We start from the raw sequence: 18,476 nt of genomic DNA, 5'->3' as shown, positions 1-18,476 counted from the left end.
CTTCCAAATCATTACCGCCCTGCCGCTTATTCCTGTCCTTTTCTTTCACAGAATGTCTCGTACTGAGTCCGGCACTCCTCCATAACCTTACTCAGACCTGCTTCTTCAAGCTTGCCGACAAATTCCTGATACTTTGCTTCCGTTTCATCACCGAACAGGCCAATATTAAAGCTTGCCCCATATTCCTGAACAATAGAGCTGATTACAGCCAGTTCCGCTTCCACATTCTTTTTATCAAAGGTAAAGCCGGATGCGACAGGCGTATATTCCTTCGCCGTACACATCTCATCCATCATGCTGCTTCTGGGATCCTCGCTGTAAAGCTGAGGACTGTCTTTACCGGTAATTCCCCATGCCCAGCTGCCCCATCCGTATCTGTCGGCAGCTTCGCCCAGTTTTCTTTTTCCGTCATCCGTCATTTCATAATGAACGCCTTCAATTCCTCCGACTACCAGATTGTTGACCTCCGGGAAGCCCTTCAGGCAGTCAAGGACAAGCGCCGCTCTTTCCGGGATTTTTGAAGCATTCGGAATCGCTATGGTATCATCCGCATAGCTGCCCCTCTGCGCTTTTGTATTCGGTGTAACATCAAAAATTTCATATGTGCCTATGCCGGCTTTTTCCAGATTATCACCTGCGCTCACAATGGTGCTGTTCCAGATGAAGCTCGCTGTTTTTCCGCTTTCAAAATTGGTCTGGGCATCCGATGTATCGTTAATCTTATTGGGGGACCATACATTTTTCTTTGCCATCTCCGCCATTTCCAGATACAGCTCCAGACATTCCGGCGCGGTATATTTATAAAACACATCCTTATCCCAGTCCGGAAGCTTTTCCTCTCCGTGCGTAAAATACATGAAATCATACCCGCTTGCCAGCGGTTCCGCTTCTATATGCTGCCACCATACGTGATCCGCAAACTCCGCATTACCTCTCTGTCCATTGGCATAAATGCCGTTTTGTGTTTCTTTTTCCGCCAGCGTATACAGAGCCTCCTTCATGGTATCCCAACTGTTGATTTCCCCGATCCCATGCTTTTCCATTAAGTCTTTTCTTACGGCTATCATATTATAATTGTTAAATACGGCATAGTTCTTCGGTATGGCAAAAATTTTACCGCTGATCATTACCTGATCCCAGCTTTCCGGGGCCTGGATTTCATAGCTGTAAGGAAGGTAAGTCTGCAGGAATTCCGGCGTCAGCTCCTTAAATGCGCCTTTTCCCGCCTCTGAATTGTAATTACACCAGGAGGAGGTATACATGAGATCCACCTTTTCACCGCCTGCCAGAAGCAGGGAATATTTCGTCTGCACATCGCTCCAGCTTAAAAATTTCATATCCAGGGTTGTGTTAAGCCAGGGCTCCAGATATTCTCCGTTCAGCTTCTCAAGCACCATATCCATGTCTTCCGGCCTGTCGCCGATCGCGTACATTACCACATCCTCATGCCTGGAAAGATCGAAGCCTTTGTCCTTGTAGGGACTGTCTTCAGATATTCCTTCATTGCCTCCGGCGCCCTGATTTGCTTCAGCCGCCGCGCTGCCGCCTTCTGTCCCTGCAGTGCCGGAAGTATTTGCCTTCCCGCATGCCGGAAGCATACAAAGGACTGCCGCCAACCCCAATGCCACCACTTTTTTCCATCTTTTACTCATTTTCTTTCCTCCTCGCTTATATATGTAATTTTTTAACTCCGAAGCTATCCTTTGACTGAGCCTACGGTCATGCCCTTTACAAAATATTTCTGCAGGAACGGATACAGCAGGATAATAGGCCCAATGGCAACGACAGTCATCGCCATTTTCATGCTTTCCGCCGGCAGCGAAGCCACCTTCATGCCTGTCTGGCTTGCCATCCTGTTCAGCGCCTCCGAACTGTTCAGAATATTCTGGAGGGTATACTGCAGATTCCATTTGGAACTGTCATTGATGAACAGCATACAGTTATACCAGTCATTCCAATAACCGAGAGCGGTAAAAAGAGACAGTGTGGCTATCAGCGGCTTCGACAGGGGAACCATAATGCGGAAATAAATCAGCCACTCACTCGCCCCGTCCACCTTAGCCGATTCCACCAGTTCATAGGGGATTCCCTTCATAAAACTCTTGGCGATAATCATATTCCATACGGAAAACAATCCCGGCAGAATCAGCGCGTATAAATGATTTGTAAATTTCAGCGTCTGCGTACACAGTAAATACCATGGCACCAGCCCTCCGTTAAACAATGTGGTGAAAAAGAAGAAAAAGGAAAAACCGTTTCTCCACGGGAAGTCCGGCCTGGACAGCACAAACCCTGTCATCGTTGTTATCAATATCGCAAGCACCGTACCTGTGACTGTGACAAAGGTGGTAACTCCGTATGCGGAAAGCACCGCTTCCGGGCTCTTGAATACAATTTTATAACCTTCCGTGGAAAAATTCTTTGCGTTAAGGAAGAAGCTGTAGCCCTTCGTAAGGATCCATTTTTCATCCGTAAACGATCCCGTTAATACCAGGTAGAACGGTATGAGGCACGCCAGTGCAAAAAATACTACCAGTATTGTGCCGATCAGGTTAAAAACCATCATGTCCATGGATGCCTTCATGGGCTTATTATTATAAATTTTTTGTCCGCTCATATATTCCGCCTCCTAATATAACGAATAATCGGGATCAACTTTTTTAACAATGAAGTTAACAAGGTTAATCGTAAAGAAACACAGCACCGACTGATACAGGCCCGCAGCAGCGGACATCCCCATATTGGAGGTTGACATCATGGAACGGTAAACAAAGGTATCAAGCACGTCCGAAGTCTGCAGCAATATCTGGTTATCCCTCACAAGCTGATAGAACATACCGAAATCCCCTCTGAAAATACCGCCTACCGCAAGCAGCACCATAATAATGATGGTAGGCTTCAGACAGGGAATCGTGATGCGGAAAATACGCTGCCAGATGTTTGCGCCGTCGATCTTGGCCGCCTCATAAATTTCCTGGCTGATTCCAACGATGGCCGCAAGATATACCACGCTTCCGTAGCCGGTAGACTTCCACAGCTTTACGATAACCATGACAATCGGCCATTCCTTCGCCTGATTATAAATATTGAACTTTTCCAATCCCACAGATGTGAGTATGTTGTTGAGCACACCATGATCCCCGAAAATGTTCAGCATAATGGTTGCAACCACCACCCACGAAATGAAGTGGGGAAGGAACATCATTGATTGGGCCACTTTTTTAAAATGCTTCCTTGTTATCTCATTCAGTATAATGGCAAAGCCCACCTCAAATATAACGCCGAAGGATATAAACGCCACGTTATACAAAAGCGTATTTCTTGTCAAAGGCCACAGCTTATTGGATAAAATCATATAACGGAAATTTTCAAAGCCTGACCACGGGCTCCCCAGTATTCCATCCTGATAGTTGTATTGCTTAAAGGCAATAATAATTCCTCCCATGGGTATGTAGCTGAATACAATTACCAGAAGCAGCGCCGGCAGCAGCATGAGCAGAAGCGCGCGGTTCTTTTTTACTTTTTTTAAAAATGGGCTTTTTGCCTTACCGGCAGCATTTCCCTTTTTCACCTTAATTCCCTCCCTTGCAGTTATCTGTTGATTCTCTGTAAATCAGTTCATATTCTACTTCCGGCACCTTCTTCATTTCCCGCCCTTCTATCCGGTTTATCAGTTCCAGGCAATCGTATCTCCCCCTTTCCTCATCACAGAAATGAACGGCGGTAATGGATGGATAATGATGCAAGAGCAGAGTATTGTCGTAGAAGGAGGCCAGCAGTATATCCTCCGGCACATGACAGCCGCTCCGGTCCAGCTTCTGGAAAACATACCTGCATATACAGTCATCCATGCATATAATCCCGTCCGCCTCTTTTCTTATGACACGGTCAACAGCACTCTCCGCCGCTTCCCGGTTTAAAGTCTCCAGCATAATCAAATCCTCCTGAAGGCTGATATTGCGCTGCCAGTATGCCATTTTATATCCTTTGAGCCTGCTTATTGTTACCTCATGGCTGCTGTCCCCGCCTATCAGGGCCAGCCTGCGAAAGCCTTTTTCCAGCAGGCTTCCCGTCATCTCGCAGCAGCCCCGTATGATCTTCTTTTCATTTTTGCTGCCGATTACAATATAGGGAAGCCCCGCTTCCTCCAGAAGCTTCACGGCAGGATCTCCCCTGACCGCCCTGGTAATGATAACTCCGTCCACCTTGCCCGCAGCCACTACCTTCTTAAGCTGGCTCACCTCCTCTCTGCAGGAATAAATAAGCAGGATATCATAGTCATTTTTAACCCCTTCCGCCGTGATTCCCATCAGGCAGTCCTGGAAAAAAGACATTTCCTCCATCTTGGCATCTCCCGGTATCAGCACCCCTATATTAAAGGTCCTGCTCCCTGACAGCGCGCGTGCGAACTTATTCGGGCTGTACTGCATTCTTTTTGTATATTCCAGCACCCTTTTCCTTGTGGCTTCGCTGATACGCCCTTTTCCCGACAGCGCACGGGAAACAGTTGTGATGGACACCCCCAGTTCCCTGGCAATATCGTCCATGGAAAGCTCCGTACCTGCCGGTTTATAATTCATCTGATCACCCCGCGTTATAATTCAATATTTATTTAGTGCCAATTTAGCTTTCATCTTAGCGCAATCGTTTGTTCATTTAGCAAAATTATATATCATTTAGCAAAATTATGCAATTAGCATAACTTTACAATTTAGCAGGGGCGTTTTTATTTAAAATGACGTTTTTCTTTTATATTGCCTATATTTTGCTTGTAATTTCATGTAGATAAATATATATTGTATGATATGTGGATTTAGCTTTATTATGTTTTATGCTAATTTATAGCATATATAAATTTAGCCTTTTCTCATTGAACCGAACCCTTAAGAATGCCTGGCTGGCTGGCAGCCGCCTTGCATCAGGCCTCATACGTCATAACTGTTGTATTCATTATCTTAAGAACACAGAAAATCACATAAGACAGATAGGATTTCTACTATAAATGTATCTGCATCATGTGTTAATTTATTCTGAAGAAAATTGTAAGAACGAGAAACTGAAACAATCTGTTTATATGCAAAAAGGAGAAAACTATGGGAACTTTTAGAAATCTCGACAAGCTGCTAGATTCTTTTACGCAGGGGCCAATCCCCGGCTGTGCCTGCGTTGTCATGCAGAACAATGAAATTATCCATGAAAGCTATTCCGGTTACGCCGATATCGAAAAGGGCAGCAAAATCAATGACCGCTCCATTTTCAGGCAGGCGTCCACAACAAAGCTTTTTACCTATGCTATTGGCATGATGCTTTTTGAGGAAGGGGCCTTCCGTTTTACAGATCCAATCTATGATTTTCTTCCGGAATGGAAAAACACCACCAAATATGTTCAGGTTCCGGGGCATGGCCCGGAGGTTGTTCCCGTTGAGAATCCCATCACCATCCGGGATGCTTTTACCATGTCCTGCGGGCTACCCTACTGCATGAGGCCGCTTGACCATGTGACGGATAACCCCACCGTCAATGCCATGTCCGAAGCAGTCAGGCCCTATTGCACTGACGGTAAAATTCCCACTCTGAGGGATGAGGTACGCGCAATGGGTTCGGTTCCGATTATGTTCGAGCCGGGAACTCATTGGCTTTACGGGCTGGGAAGTGAGATTGTAGGGGCTATTGTAGAAGTGATAACGGGAAAATCGGTGAGACAGAATATGAAAGAAAGGCTGATTGAGCCTCTCGGCCTGAAGGATACCGCCACGTTTCTGGATGATGAAATGCTGGGCCGCCTGGTTACCTGTTACTTTATTACACCGGATAAAAAGAAGGAGCCCATGCCTGAAGAAATGGATGATATCCTGAAAATCGGCGGCACTCCGGAATATTCCAGGGCAAACCTGAACTGCAGCTGCAGGGATTTCGCCGTATTTATGAGTATGCTTGCAAACGGCGGACGGTATAAGGGGGAAAGGCTCCTTGGAAGAAAGACGATTGACCTGATGAGAACCAACCAGCTCGGGCCGGAGCAGCTTAAGGATTTCTGGCATTATAATGGTGTGGATATCCTTGGCTATGGTTATGGCATGGGCGTACGCACTCTGCTTGACAAAGCTTCCGGCGCTTCCAATGGATCCATCGGCGCTTTCGGCTGGTCCGGCGGCTACGGCTCCTGGGCAGAGGCTTCTCCTGAGGATAAGCTGTCCATCGTTTATATGCATAATACACAGGGGGAACATAATGAGCTGTTTCATGTGAAGGTGCGGGATGTTGTGTATGGGTGTATTGAATAAAACTATGCAAAAAGACTGAGCCGGAGTCTATTTCTTTTCTTCCGGCTCAGTCTTTTTATAATAAGTGTCCAAGAAATTCAGCAGGTATCATAATCATGGGATTTTCCACACCAGAGTCCAAAAAGTCTTTATCTCCGGAAATCAGGACATTCGTATCTATCAGAACTCTCATGCATTTTCGCCCTCATTTCTTACTTCTCCCAATATGGAATATCAATCTCCATACAGGATTTATTTAAACAACCGGTTACGCTCATTGTCTAATCGCGCTCTTTCGTCAGTGTCAATCTTACCCGGATATTCTTGCCATTATCAAGCCTCAAAAAGGCAAATACCTATGCAAGTCTGGCTTTGGCTCGTTGCCCGCGGAAATAAAAGAATCGGAAAATCCCCTGGTTCACTGCCCAAACCAGGGGATTTCTTCCTCGTCACAACTTCACTCTTTATCTACCCGGTAAACCGGCATCACCTGTCACCAAACACCTCTTTCCCAAAAGCAAGCCTGAAGTCCAGCACCGGACATTCCTCCAACACCTCCGGCACGGCCCCATCCTTAAACTTCATCACAGCCTTGTTGTCCTTGCTGTAAGGCTCCCATCTTGGCAGCGGATTTCCATTGTAATCCATTCCGTTTGGATCCTTATACTTAACGAAATTAGTCCAGTAGGAGGTTACCTGCCTGGCCAGATCATAATGCTTCCCTTCAAAGGGCCTCCAGCTGTTCCCCAGGGAGTCGAACATGAACCACAGATCCGAGCCGTGGAAGGAGCCGGCGTCGTCCCCCGGAATATCGTGGTCAAAGATATAGTAATACACCTTCTTACCCATGGAGGAGCGAAGCTCACAAAAGCCTCTGCTGTTACTGAGGAGCATATTTCTGGCATCCGTCTTTGTAAGCGCCTGCGCCTCTTCCTCATTGGAAACGCCTGCAATCCGTATAAATTCCTCTTCCTTGTCGCCGAAGAGCTTCGCCCATTTAAGGAAATCTTCATAAGTAAAGCCGCTGCCGCCGAACATGCCTCCCTGCGTTTCTCCCTGACATACGCCGATGATCATAGGGACGTCGGGAAGGCGGTCATTGTAATAGGAGTCCCATACGGATTCCTTCACAAACCTGCCGTCAATACATTGTCCAAACCCGAATCTCCAGTCGGCGGTAATTCCGCGCAGCTTCTCCATCAGTACGGAAGCGTCCATTTCCTGCGCCTGCGCCAAATTTTCAATGCCCGCCTGCCTGAAGAAATCTTCCCCGTGCGCTTCCGCTTCCTTCAGCGGCATTGCGGCGCCAAAGGGTTTTTCTTCATCTGCAAATGCCATGGAAATACCGGACTGGCATATTGCGCCGGCGATGATTCCTTCATTTAAGGGGCTGCACAGCTGCGCCTGTACGCTGCCCGCGCCGGCGCTCTGGCCGCAGATTACAATACGGTCCGGATTGCCGCCGAAGGCTTTGATATTTTCATGTACCCAGTGAAGCGCCAGCGACTGATCCTGGAAGCCGAAGTTGGATATCACCTCTCCCTCAGGCGTCCGGGCGGTGATTTCCGGGTGCGCCAAAAATCCGAACAAGCCAAGCCTGTAGCCAATCATCACGACGATAACGCCGCGGCGGGCCACTCTTTCCGGATCGAATTCCACCTCATAGCTGTAGCCGTCCTGCAGGCCGCCGCCATGGATGTAGCAAAATACAGGAAGGTTTTCTTCCTCCGAAGCGGCGGGTGAAAAAATATTGAGATACAGACAATCCTCACTCATGCCGTAGTCCGCTGACGTGGGATGCAGCTCCTTTGTGTAAAAATCGTTTCCCGTACCAGGATGCACTCTCATCATGGGCATGTCCCCATACTCATAGCATTTCCTCACGCCCTCCCAGTCTTCGGCCGGCTGCGGAGCTCTCCAGCGAAGCTCTCCCACCGGAGGCTTTGCATAGGGCACTCCTCTGAATACGGTGATTCGCGGGTCTTTTCCCACCAGTCCCTGAAGAACTCCGTTTTTAACCTGAACCTTTCTTAACATATTTCCCCCATCCTTTCACATTTAATTAAAATTTGAATGCTATCGTAACCGTTCAGCCGGGGCTGAACGGTTACATTGTTACCTTTTATCCATGACAAGCACATTCACCGAATGTGCAGGCGCTGAATATGTGAAATCACTTCCACCGGAAATACTCCCGCATACGGAGGAAACATGCTCCTTATCCTCAAAGGAATTTATCTCCCACGGCTCCGCCGCCAGCACTTCCGTTAAAATTTTCTCCTCCACCGTACAGTCGGCCGTAATCCGTACTTCTTCTTCCCTGTCGCTCACATTTACAATTTTCAGATAAATTTTATCCTCATCCTGGGTTGCAACGGCATTGATTAACGGATGAAGCGTATGCACTTTTTTCTGCACAAGCTCATCGTTTATATAACACTCGCAGCCATATGCGCTGCACACCATTTTATAATGGTTAAACTGATCGTAAGGGATGGATACCGAAACCTGTTCTTCTTCCGAAAGAGGCTTGTCGAAAAACCGGGGAACCCTCACCGCGCTCCTGCCATTTTCGATTTTCCATACCTGGTTTCTTACGCTTCTTCTCGTCCACTCCGTATCCTTCGGCTCATTGCAGCCCTCATCCGTCTCCTGGCGGTGATTCCAGACGGATAAGGTCAGCGGATTATCCGCTTCTGTTTTTATATCGGCCTCAAAGATGTATTCTTCCAGCTCTTCTGAGCCGAAAACCGTCCACATCACAGGGGGCTCATGGGAGCTTGCGCTGCCTATAAAGCGTTCAAAGGCTTCATTCCACTCCCTGCTCTTTCCGGTAAAATGATGCTTCCGGTTTCCGAAAACCATTTTCCAGCCGTCCTTTGTCTCCCTGGCGTCCCCGTATACACATTGGGAAATCTCCGCCGGCTGTCCGTTTATCTTCACATTTTTGAATAAAAGCCCTTCCTTTTCGCACATGATGCCGGAAATACCTCTGTATACCGGGGGCTTTGCTTCGCTTTCATTTTCGATTTCCACCACCTCGTCCCCTCTGTATTTTCCAAGGAGGGAAACTGCGTGATAGCTGGGGATTCCATAAACCTGATGGTTGTCAAATACGATCATATTCGGCTTCCAGGCGGTATAATCGGAATTCTGAAACAACGGGGCGTAAGCCGTAAGCCGTACGATATCCTGATTTCTCTCCGCCCCAAGCAGGAAGGCGGCCTCGGCAAGGGCGCATTCCATGGACGCAATGGTATTTCCGCCGTTTACCGCATATTCTCCCAGGAATATTTTCGGGCCGTTCCTGTCATAGTCGTCAAACAGATCGCCGTTTTCCAGGAAAAATTCAGGCGCGTCATAATAATGCTCATCCGCATAGTCGGTGGGAAGCCCCTCCCTTTCCGTATGTCCGTTGGAGATATAGATCACCTGGGGGAAGGCTTGTTTTAACGTTTTATAAAACATTTCATAACGTGTATTATATTCCGGTCCGAAATTTTCATTTCCGATTTCCACATATTTCAGGCGGAAGGGTTCCGTCCTGCCGTTCTGCGCCCGGAGGCTTCCGTAAGGGGTGTCGGCGGAGCCCAATGCGTACTCCAGCGCATGAAGCGCTTCCTCCAGATATTCCCTGGTCACCTCTTCCGAAAAACCGCCGCCGTGACGCGCCTGGCAGCTCATTCCGCAGTTGCATACATACATGGCCTCCATCTCCAGATCTTCACAAAGCAGCAGATATTCATGGAAGCCAAGCCCGTTGGTCGTGCGGTAATGCCACATCAGCTGCGCGCCGGGACGCTCCCAGACAGAGCCGATGGTACGGGAAAAACGAAGGGCGTTCTGTTCGTTTATGCCCTCCACCACACAGCCGCCGGGGAAACGGATAAACTTCGCGTTTGTGTTTTTCAGGGCCATCGCCAGATCCTCACGAAGCCCATGTCCCCTGAAGGTTTTTGCAGGCATCAGTGAGATGAAGCCAAGGGTAATCGTGCAGGCCCTGTCACAGGTCAGGCTGATTCTGCCTTTAAAATCGGTGCCCCCGGCCGTCAGTTCACAGTCATACCGCTGGTAGTCACTGTCTTTATGAACCGAAAGCTCACAGTTTCCCAGATCCGTACCTTCCTCAGATTCCAGCGCCGCCGTAATTACTGCGTCAGTATCGGATTCCGCAAAAAAATACAGAAGGTACCGATCGCCTTCCTTCACGGGCACGCCGGAATAGCCGATATTATATATTTTTCCTCCGGGTGCGAAGGTTACTTTCAGGGCGGCTTTTCTGTTCGGGTTGAGCGTGCCTTGTGTCAAAAGCTGAAAAGAAGCATTCCCCGCATACCAGCCCGGTATTTGCGTGGGAGGCACCGCAGCCTCCCATTCATCCATGCCTTCGCCGTGGTTGAACGCGCCGGGCCAGCCGTATTCCGTTACGAAAATCCTTTGATTCGGATCGGTGGTGCAGCCCTCCGGAAGCAGGGAATCCTCAAACGCCCTGTTTCTAATCATCTCAGGGTACAGTCCCCCGTCTGCGGCGTGGTTGATGTCCTCTAAAAACAAGCCGTAAAGCTCTGGTGCCGTAGGGAATTTTACTTTGCTTGTATGAATATGTATTGTATTTTTCATTAATTTCTGTCCTTTCCATAGGTTGTAACACAACAGGCAGACCTTAACCGTTATATATTTTCTGTATAAAGGCATCCGCCAGAGGCAGCCAAAGCTCAAAATTCGGGTACTCATAATTCCCAAAAAGGGATACCCCCGCCTGGCCATGGGGCACGCCGGAAAAGGTATGCACCTCCGCTCGGATGCCATGCGCAAGCAGATCCCTGTACACCCAGTGCAGGTTGTCAAGCGCTTTATCCTCCATGCCCACTGCGAAAAATACCGGAGGATACACCACATTTGTATAATCGATCTCCCTGCCTTCCCAGCGTGGGCCGTAGATACACAGGAAAGCGTCCGGGGCTCCCGGGTATTCATCCAGTTCATCCGGCTCATAATCCGGGAAATGATCTGTCACCTTTTGGCTGCCCGAATAATAACGGATGCATTCCTCTCCTGTCAGCCCGCCGTTGGAAAATCCGGCAAAGGCCACCTGGTTTTCCCTGATGCGGTATTTTGCAGCGTCCTTACGGATCATGCGAATCAGCCTTGCAGCGTCCGCGCCGCATTCCTGTCCGGTGTAGGGCATCATGTTCGTCCTGTTTAAGAGCATGAAGCTCTGATAGCCGAGTTTATTGAAATCCAGGCAACTCTGGTAAGCCTCATGTATCACGCAGTCCCCGTGATCGCCCCCCGCGCACAAAATGACGGCTCCCTTCGGCTTCACGTCCTCAGGCAGAAGGAATTCGTACATATAGGGGCGGAAATCGGGATCATGGTTATAACGGGAATCCGGATTTTCCGTATATTCTCCTGTTTCCGGCATGTTGCCCTCCGGCCACAGATAAATGCGGGAGGGCGCATCAAGCAGCTTTTCCAGCGCGTCCATAAAGCCATCATATTCCTTCGCCAGCTCCCATTTCCCGGCTTCCTCTTTCTCCTCCAGCATGGCCCGCCTCATACCGTGCAGCTTTACCAGCTTTTCTATCGGATAGCAGGGAGCGTCCTCAAAATAAGCGACGCTTCGGTGCTGCAGCGCATGGCAATACTGCGCGGCGTTCTCATATAAAGTTTTTGTATTCTGTCCCATAATTAACCTCCATCTGAAAAAGTGAATAAAACTTTTACATTCTCCCTAACGTGTAATCGATCCTGAATTTCATAACCGGATCCGTTTTTATCCCGGATTCCTCCGGCTTATCCGTAAATTCCATCACGAATTCATTTTCCGCCGTGAAGTTCTTCCACTCCGGAAGCTCTTCGCCGATGGTATCTTTACCGTTGGGATTTCCGGTTTTCACAAAATTCACCCAGTAAGAGCTTACCTGGCGGGCCAGATCATAATGCTTTCCGGTAAACGGACGCCAGCATCTTGCAAGGCTGTCATAGGCAAACCACATCTCACTTCCGTGATAGCTGCCCGCATTATCATCGCCGGGGATATCTGCATTAAAGTCATAGAGGTAGACCTTTCTGTCCTGGCTGTCCTGGATATATCCGAACATCCTCGCGCCCGCAATCAGATCAAGCATCGCGCTGCCGGAAAAAAGCGACTTCACCTCATCATCATTTTTCACATTGCAAAGCGCCATGAATTCTTCCGCTTTTTCACCGAAGCCGGCGGCGTATTGTTTGAACGCCTCCATTGTTTCCACAGGGCTTGTGAACGCTTTCGCAAAGGACTCCGCTTCTCCCCGGTTATAGCCTGCTATCACGGGAATCCTGTGATGGTGATTATTTTTATAGGTTACAAAATTAAATTCTTTTATAATGATATCGTCAATGACGGGTTCAAAATGGACGCCCGGCCCTAAAAGTTCATCCTCCAGCCGTACCAGTTCTTCTCCGGGCAGTTTTCTCGCTTCCTCCAGGCTTTTGATGCCCGCCTTTTCAAAGAACAGGGCGCCAGCCTGCTCCGCCTTGTCAAGAGGATGGCTTCTGTCCGCTTTTTCCGCAAAGGCCACGGTTACGCTGCTTTCAATAATAGCGCCGTCAATCAGCCCTTCCGCCATGGGGGAGGTCATCAGATTCTGTACGCTCATGGCTCCCGCGGACTGTCCGGCAATGGTAATCCGGTCCGGATCGCCTCCGAAGGCGGCAATATTGCGCTTTACCCACTTTAAAGCGGCCAGCTGATCCATCGTGCCATAGTTGCCCTTTGGTTCCTCCGGCGCTTCCGCGGACAGCAAGGGGTGGGCCAAAAATCCCAAAACGCCCAGACGGTAAGCGATTGCTACGACAACAATCCCTTTTTTCGCCATATGCTCCCAGTCAAATTCCACCTCGTAAGGGTATCCGCCCTTAAAGCCTCCGCCGTGAATGTAAATCAGTACCGGAAGCTTTTCTTCCCCCGTCCTGGCCGTTGTATAAACGTTCAGATACAAACAGTCCTCGCTCATGGCAAATTCCGTTCCGGTGGGATGGATCTCCCTTGTCCAGAACTCCTCTGGATTGCTGCCTGGCACGGGCTGGCAGGCGATTGGCCCGTATTGATCGGCCCATCTCACGCCCTCCCAGGCCGGGGCGGGCAGCGGGGCTTTCCAGCGCAGCTCCCTTACCGGAGGTGCGGCGTATGGTATTCCCTTAAATACCGCAACCCTTGGGTCCCATCCATGAATGCCCTGTAATTTCCCCGATTCCACAACTACCTGTAAATTTTCCATAGCTTCTCCTCTCACATACACAGGATGACGCAATCCGCGGAACATCCTTATCCACAACAATTGCCGGCCATAGAAACACCTATGGCCGGCAACACATTTGCTGGTTCTTTATTTGTCTACTGTGCAGACAGCCAGGCGTCAAACTGTTTTTGTTCTTCTGCAATAATCTCATCGATTCCTGCGGTCTTCAGCTCTTCATTGAATTTTTCAAGATAAGAGTCCACATCCACAAGGCCATAAAGCAGTGCATCTCTGTACTCAGCCACAATCGTCGTACAGGCTGCCATCTGATCGTATACCGGAGCGCTGTCGAATATGAAGCCCATCGCCTCCGAAAACTTTGCGTGATTCGGGGCGTCCAGCATGTCGGTATAATAGGTTGACATTTCCACCTCCAAAGGAAGGCTCAGACACTGGTTCGGATAGTACCAGGGTCCGTTCATATTCCAGGTTGCATTGCTGGCATCCACACCTTCCGGGAAACGGGCGATTCCGTTTTCATCCACCGTATAGTTATGGCCTTCAATACCGAGAATCATATAACGCGCCACCACTTCATCGGTTGCCATCAAATATAAAATCTTCATTGCCGCATCCGGGTTTTTACATACTGTGGATACCATCCAGCCGCCCAATACGGAAGCGCTTGTCCCCACCAGATCCGTCAGCTGTAATTCTATGGGTTCATAGGGGCTGTAAGAAATCAAAGCTTTAATGTAATCAGCGCTGTAACCGCCCAGATAGCAGCCTGCGGATACGCCATTATTGTACTGCGTGATAGTTCTTTCGTTATTCAGCGGATCATCCATCTGTAATCCGGCTTCATTCCAGTCCTTCATCCGATAGCAGAAATCACGCCATTCCTCCGTTTCATAAAGATTGACAATTTCCGTTGTGTCAACGCCTCTGTTTAGCAGTACTCCAAGCCAGTTAGGGTTGCCCAGGCTGTCAATGCCGATTACGGATTCGTTATTTGTATTCACCATATAGGAAAATTCCGGATGAATTGCCTTTGCGTCTTTCATAATCTGCGTCATTTCATCCAGGGTAATCCGTTCGCCGTCCTTATCGGCAATGTCCAGTTCCTCCGCGATTTCCTTTCTTAATGCATATACCTCATAGGTGGCATAGCTGTCAACGGAAGGAACGGCATACTGTACACCGGAAACCTGCTGGGTTTTTAACACCTTTTCCGGATACATTTCCCAAAGATCGGGGTACACATCCAGGTATGGATCAAGGGAAATGCACTGTTCATTCTTTACACAGCTGTCCACATTGGAATAAAATCTCCAGCAGAATATGTCCAGGGGGTTCTGGTTATCGGACAGCATCAGAGTCATCTGTGTTGCAAGGTCGCCGAAGTTAATACCGATCAAATCCACCTTTGCTCCTGCATTAATCGATACCAGATACTCATTCAGCGCTTCCTCCACCATAGTCTCATCCGGCATATCATAGCTCAGGGATTGCACTGCGATTACCGGCCAGTCGTCCGGGTTTTCGGATACCTCAAGTGCTCCTGAAGAATCTTCCCCCTCAGCCGATACGCTGCCTGTGCTTCCCGGCGCATCGGCCGCTCCTGTCCCGGCCGGATCAGAGCCGCAGCCTGTAAGCAGCGTCCCAATCATTGACGCGGCAAGAATAAGTGATACCAGTTTCTTGTTCATACTACTTCCTCCCATACTCCTTAATAAACATATCATATAATTTTGGTTTCCTTTAAAATATTCATTTTCCGATGTATTCCATTGCAATTTCTGACTCACGGCACCAGTCCAGACGCCTGACCCAATAACGGCTCCTGTACCTTTATGCTCGGACATATACGTCCGCAACCGCCGCTTCAATAAGCGCCTGCCTGTCCGAAATCTGGCAGGGGCTCAAATTCAGTATCTGCCTGCCTCCCTTTAAAGGAAGGATGCACTGACTGTAGCCTGTAAAATTATAATTATTATCAATCGGAATCAGACTGTCCATCTTTTCCCAGAAGCCCATCCCCATTTCCGAATTGGCAAAAATATGGGAAAAGCCTCTGCCTGCCGCCAGGATAGTACCATCCTTTCCTCCCTTGTCAATCCATGTCACATAAGGCGTGCCCGTAAGGTAACTGCCGTCCACCGCAACTATCGGATTCCCTATAAAATCAGGCTCCCCCCAGTCATCCATGGAATCGGAAATCCTGAAATAAACAGGAATCCTGTCCTCATTTACCATCTCATACACCATGATAAACTTTCCGTTCGGCAGATAAACTACTACAGGCATACCCGGCCGGAGATTCCCGTCGGGAAAAGCGACATCGATTTTCTCCTCTCCCCACGTATAACCGCCGTCCTCCGACACCTTATGCGCAAGAAGCTGATTATAATTCCCATGATCCTTATACCTCTCATCCGAATAATAACAAAACAGCTTTCCGTCAGGCGACTGCAGCAGGAAAGGTTCCCATACAGGAAACCCCATGATATGCTTCTCATCCCTCTCCCCCTTCACGATTTCACTGACGAATTCCCAGGTCTTGCCCGCATCCTCACTTTTATACATGTGCAGCGTGGTAGTGCTCATATCCTTCGGAATAATATTACCCGCACAAAGAATCGTTCCCTCCTTCACACTGCCCATATCACAGGGAAGCTCAAAAAGATGAGGCTGAAACCGGCACCCCTGCCCCAGCTGCGTATCCTCAACACAGCTCAGATAATGCCAGCTATGCGCATCATCCGTACTCTCATATATCGGAAAAACAGGCGTATCTTCCGTATAATACTCCATCGTCGCCAGCAAAGTCCCGTTCTTCTCCCCGTTATGCTCCAGGCAGATACACCGCGGATACATAGACCCCGGCCCCCTCTGCCCCTCAAAAGGCTCTCCGGGACAAAACACCACGCTGGTATACCTTCTCTTCAGCAAAATCGAGCAACTCCCGCCCTCCTTCGGCACATGCCCCCCATTGGGCGCATAAAGCGAATCATGAACCGCCTTACTATCAATAGTCATCTCCTTACTCCTCTCGTCCTTTATTTCTTATCACTCAACGGATATCCGTAATGGGATATCGTTAACGTTAACCTTTCACTCCGCCGATTACGATGCCTTTAATAAATGCCTTCTGGAAGAAAGGGTAAATAATCATAATCGGGAGTACGGAAATTACCGCAATTGCCATTCTCACCCCGGAGGTAGGTATCTGGGTTGTAATCTGCGCACTGCCCGCATCCAGCGTATTCTCCTTCAGGAACTGCACATTGTTCATCATGGAATTCAACACGTTCTGGATGGAATACAGATCACTTCTTCTAGTCAGATAATACAGGCCATTGATCCAGTCATTCCAATAAGCCAATGCGGAAAACAGCGCCACCGTTGACAACATGGGTTTGGAAAGCGGGAGAGCGATACGAAACAGCATCCCCAGCTCCCCGCAGGAATCCATCTGCGCGGCCTCCAGAATGTCCTTGGGCACATTTGTGGTAAAATAAGTCCTCATCAATATTACATTGTAGGCTCCCAGCGCCAGATTAGGCAGGAGCAGTCCCAGAAGGCTGCCTCCAACATGCATGTACTGGCTCCATATAATATAGGAAGGAACCATACCGCCGGAAAAAAGCATGGTAAAAAAGATAAAAAAGGATAAAAAATTTCTCCCCGGCAAATCCTGTTTTGACAAAAGATAAGCCATAAACATTGTCATCGTTACATTCAGCGTTGTCCCGACCAATGTTATCAGAATCGTCACTCCATAGGCTCTGGCAATCTTTCCGGCTGCCTGGAACAAATATTCATAGGCGCGGAAATTTATTTTTTTTGGGAAAAAAGAATATCCGTAGAGCGTCAAAGTAGCTTCATCAGTGATAGATGCCGTAATTAAAAGGATAAACGGCAGCAGGCAGCACAGCATTAAAACAATCATAATTATATTTGCAAATATGCGAAATCCTTTATTCGTTCCAGCCATTTTTTTCCTCCCTCTCAGAACAATGCACTGTCAGGTTCAGTCCTGCGCACAATAGCATTGGTCAGCATTACCACGAAAAATCCGAGTACGGACTGCAGGAAGCCTGCAGCAAGCGATCTTCCCACATCATGATCCTGCATCAGAGTGCGGTATACGAAGGTATCAATTGTGGTTGTAGTGGAATAAAGCAGTCCGCTGTTCTGGGGCACCTGATAGAACAGACCGAAATCCGATGCAAACATTCTACCCAATGCCATGATAGTCAAAATAATGACCGTTGGCTTTAACAGGGGCAGGGTGATTCTGGTAATCTGCTGCCAGGTAGTGGCGCCGTCCACCACGGCCGCCTCATAATAAGTCTTGTCAAACCCGATAATCGTTGCAAAATATACGATGCTCTGAAAGCCGAAGCTTCTCCACAACTGCACGATAGTCAGGATAAAGGGCCAGTACTTTGCTTCCGTATACCACTGTACCCCTTCTCTTCCCAGAGGCTCCAGAATCCCTTTGTTGACAAAACCGTTCGTGCTGGACAGAAAGGCATATACCAGATAACCTATAAGAACGGTGCTTACAAGATGGGGAATCAATATAGTCGTCTGATACACCTGCTGCGCCTTTTTTTTACGTACTTCATTTAATAGGATTGCCACAAAGATGGCAAAGACCGTACCCAGGAACAAAAACAATATGTTGTACCCAATGGTATTGCGGAACATGATCTTAGCCCATTTCGAGCCGAACAGATATGTAAAATTGCTAAGTCCGTTCCAGGGGCTTTTGATAATTCCCTTGGCGAAGCTGTACTTCTTGAATGCAAGAATCAGGCCGCCCATGGGAAGGTAATTGTTAATGATCAGATACAGAAAGCCCGGCAGTGCGCAGAGATATAACGGGGCATATTTACGGAGCTTTCGCAGCGTCTGTTTTTTTGAAGCAGTTTTACTTTGGGTTGTGCTCACATTTTTCGACATCATCTTATCCTGTCCTTCC

At 48.4% G+C, this 18,476-nt stretch carries 13 protein-coding genes; 1 reads left to right on the top strand and 12 read right to left on the bottom strand.

From position 1 onward, the window contains the following. Nucleotides 1-26: 26 nt before the first annotated feature. From DXA36_RS24335 to DXA36_RS24320, 4 genes are read right to left on the bottom strand one after another with little or no spacing between them, the layout of a single operon-like run. Entirely contained in the window at nt 27-1,652 is a 1,626-nt protein-coding gene (locus DXA36_RS24335; RefSeq protein ID WP_118682026.1) for an ABC transporter substrate-binding protein, read from the bottom strand. A 44-nt stretch (nt 1,653-1,696) separates the two neighbouring features. Further along, entirely contained in the window at nt 1,697-2,617 is a 921-nt protein-coding gene (locus DXA36_RS24330) for a carbohydrate ABC transporter permease (RefSeq protein WP_118682025.1), read from the bottom strand. Nucleotides 2,618-2,629: 12 nt separating this feature from the next. Continuing rightward, a complete protein-coding gene (locus DXA36_RS24325; protein WP_118682024.1) occupies nt 2,630-3,571 on the bottom strand; it encodes an ABC transporter permease in 942 nt (313 codons plus the stop codon). A gap of 1 nt (nt 3,572) precedes the next feature. Next, nucleotides 3,573-4,580, bottom strand: coding sequence for a LacI family DNA-binding transcriptional regulator (locus tag DXA36_RS24320; protein WP_118682023.1), 1,008 nt, complete (start codon nt 4,578-4,580; stop codon nt 3,573-3,575). Between the two features lie 513 nt (nt 4,581-5,093). Between DXA36_RS24320 and DXA36_RS24315 the strand changes: the two genes are divergently transcribed. After that, the gene (locus tag DXA36_RS24315; protein WP_118682022.1) at nt 5,094-6,284 is read left to right on the top strand and encodes a serine hydrolase domain-containing protein; all 1,191 of its coding nucleotides are present in this window, start codon (nt 5,094-5,096) and stop codon (nt 6,282-6,284) included. 465 nt (nt 6,285-6,749) lie between these two features. Here DXA36_RS24315 and DXA36_RS24310 read toward each other — a convergent pair whose 3' ends face one another. The 8 genes from DXA36_RS24310 to DXA36_RS24275 form a co-directional block, all read right to left on the bottom strand. Beyond that, nucleotides 6,750-8,300, bottom strand: a complete 1,551-nt coding sequence (locus tag DXA36_RS24310; protein WP_118682021.1) for a carboxylesterase/lipase family protein — start codon at nt 8,298-8,300, stop codon at nt 6,750-6,752. Between the two features lie 78 nt (nt 8,301-8,378). Continuing rightward, complete coding sequence (locus DXA36_RS24305; RefSeq protein WP_182479246.1) at nt 8,379-10,883, bottom strand: alpha-L-arabinofuranosidase C-terminal domain-containing protein; 2,505 nt, start codon at nt 10,881-10,883, stop codon at nt 8,379-8,381. 43 nt (nt 10,884-10,926) lie between these two features. Continuing rightward, complete coding sequence (locus DXA36_RS24300) at nt 10,927-11,952, bottom strand: alpha/beta hydrolase (RefSeq protein WP_118682019.1); 1,026 nt, start codon at nt 11,950-11,952, stop codon at nt 10,927-10,929. A 34-nt stretch (nt 11,953-11,986) separates the two neighbouring features. Next, nucleotides 11,987-13,525 carry a carboxylesterase/lipase family protein gene (locus DXA36_RS24295; protein WP_182479245.1) on the bottom strand — a complete coding sequence of 513 codons (1,539 nt, stop codon included), beginning with the start codon at nt 13,523-13,525 and terminating at the stop codon, nt 11,987-11,989. Nucleotides 13,526-13,641: 116 nt separating this feature from the next. Then, nucleotides 13,642-15,195: an ABC transporter substrate-binding protein gene (locus DXA36_RS24290; protein WP_118682017.1), complete on the bottom strand. Its 1,554-nt coding sequence runs from the start codon at nt 15,193-15,195 to the stop codon at nt 13,642-13,644. 142 nt (nt 15,196-15,337) lie between these two features. After that, the gene (locus DXA36_RS24285; RefSeq protein ID WP_118682016.1) at nt 15,338-16,525 is read right to left on the bottom strand and encodes a sialidase family protein; all 1,188 of its coding nucleotides are present in this window, start codon (nt 16,523-16,525) and stop codon (nt 15,338-15,340) included. A 67-nt stretch (nt 16,526-16,592) separates the two neighbouring features. After that, a complete protein-coding gene (locus DXA36_RS24280) occupies nt 16,593-17,483 on the bottom strand; it encodes a carbohydrate ABC transporter permease (protein WP_118682015.1) in 891 nt (296 codons plus the stop codon). 14 nt (nt 17,484-17,497) lie between these two features. Next, complete coding sequence (locus DXA36_RS24275) at nt 17,498-18,460, bottom strand: ABC transporter permease (RefSeq protein ID WP_118682014.1); 963 nt, start codon at nt 18,458-18,460, stop codon at nt 17,498-17,500. Nucleotides 18,461-18,476 lie beyond the last annotated feature (16 nt).

The organism is Eisenbergiella sp. OF01-20 (assembly GCF_003478085.1).
Lineage (GTDB): Bacteria > Bacillota > Clostridia > Lachnospirales > Lachnospiraceae > Eisenbergiella.
Note: the sequence above shows the minus strand (reverse complement) of the source record. Positions and strands in the feature narration are given on the sequence as shown.

What these genes read in the sequence shown, in the direction of transcription:
- DXA36_RS24315 (WP_118682022.1), top strand. Translation starts at nt 5,094, where the DNA reads ATGGGAACTTTTAGAAATCTCGACAAGCTGCTAGATTCTTTTACGCAG.
- DXA36_RS24330 (WP_118682025.1), bottom strand. Translation starts at nt 2,617, where the DNA reads ATGAGCGGACAAAAAATTTATAATAATAAGCCCATGAAGGCATCCATG.
- DXA36_RS24295 (WP_182479245.1), bottom strand. Translation starts at nt 13,525, where the DNA reads ATGGAAAATTTACAGGTAGTTGTGGAATCGGGGAAATTACAGGGCATT.
- DXA36_RS24300 (WP_118682019.1), bottom strand. Translation starts at nt 11,952, where the DNA reads ATGGGACAGAATACAAAAACTTTATATGAGAACGCCGCGCAGTATTGC.
- DXA36_RS24275 (WP_118682014.1), bottom strand. Translation starts at nt 18,460, where the DNA reads ATGATGTCGAAAAATGTGAGCACAACCCAAAGTAAAACTGCTTCAAAA.
- DXA36_RS24305 (WP_182479246.1), bottom strand. Translation starts at nt 10,883, where the DNA reads ATGAAAAATACAATACATATTCATACAAGCAAAGTAAAATTCCCTACG.
- DXA36_RS24320 (WP_118682023.1), bottom strand. Translation starts at nt 4,580, where the DNA reads ATGAATTATAAACCGGCAGGTACGGAGCTTTCCATGGACGATATTGCC.
- DXA36_RS24280 (WP_118682015.1), bottom strand. Translation starts at nt 17,483, where the DNA reads ATGGCTGGAACGAATAAAGGATTTCGCATATTTGCAAATATAATTATG.
- DXA36_RS24290 (WP_118682017.1), bottom strand. Translation starts at nt 15,195, where the DNA reads ATGAACAAGAAACTGGTATCACTTATTCTTGCCGCGTCAATGATTGGG.
- DXA36_RS24310 (WP_118682021.1), bottom strand. Translation starts at nt 8,300, where the DNA reads ATGTTAAGAAAGGTTCAGGTTAAAAACGGAGTTCTTCAGGGACTGGTG.
- DXA36_RS24335 (WP_118682026.1), bottom strand. Translation starts at nt 1,652, where the DNA reads ATGAGTAAAAGATGGAAAAAAGTGGTGGCATTGGGGTTGGCGGCAGTC.
- DXA36_RS24285 (WP_118682016.1), bottom strand. Translation starts at nt 16,525, where the DNA reads ATGACTATTGATAGTAAGGCGGTTCATGATTCGCTTTATGCGCCCAAT.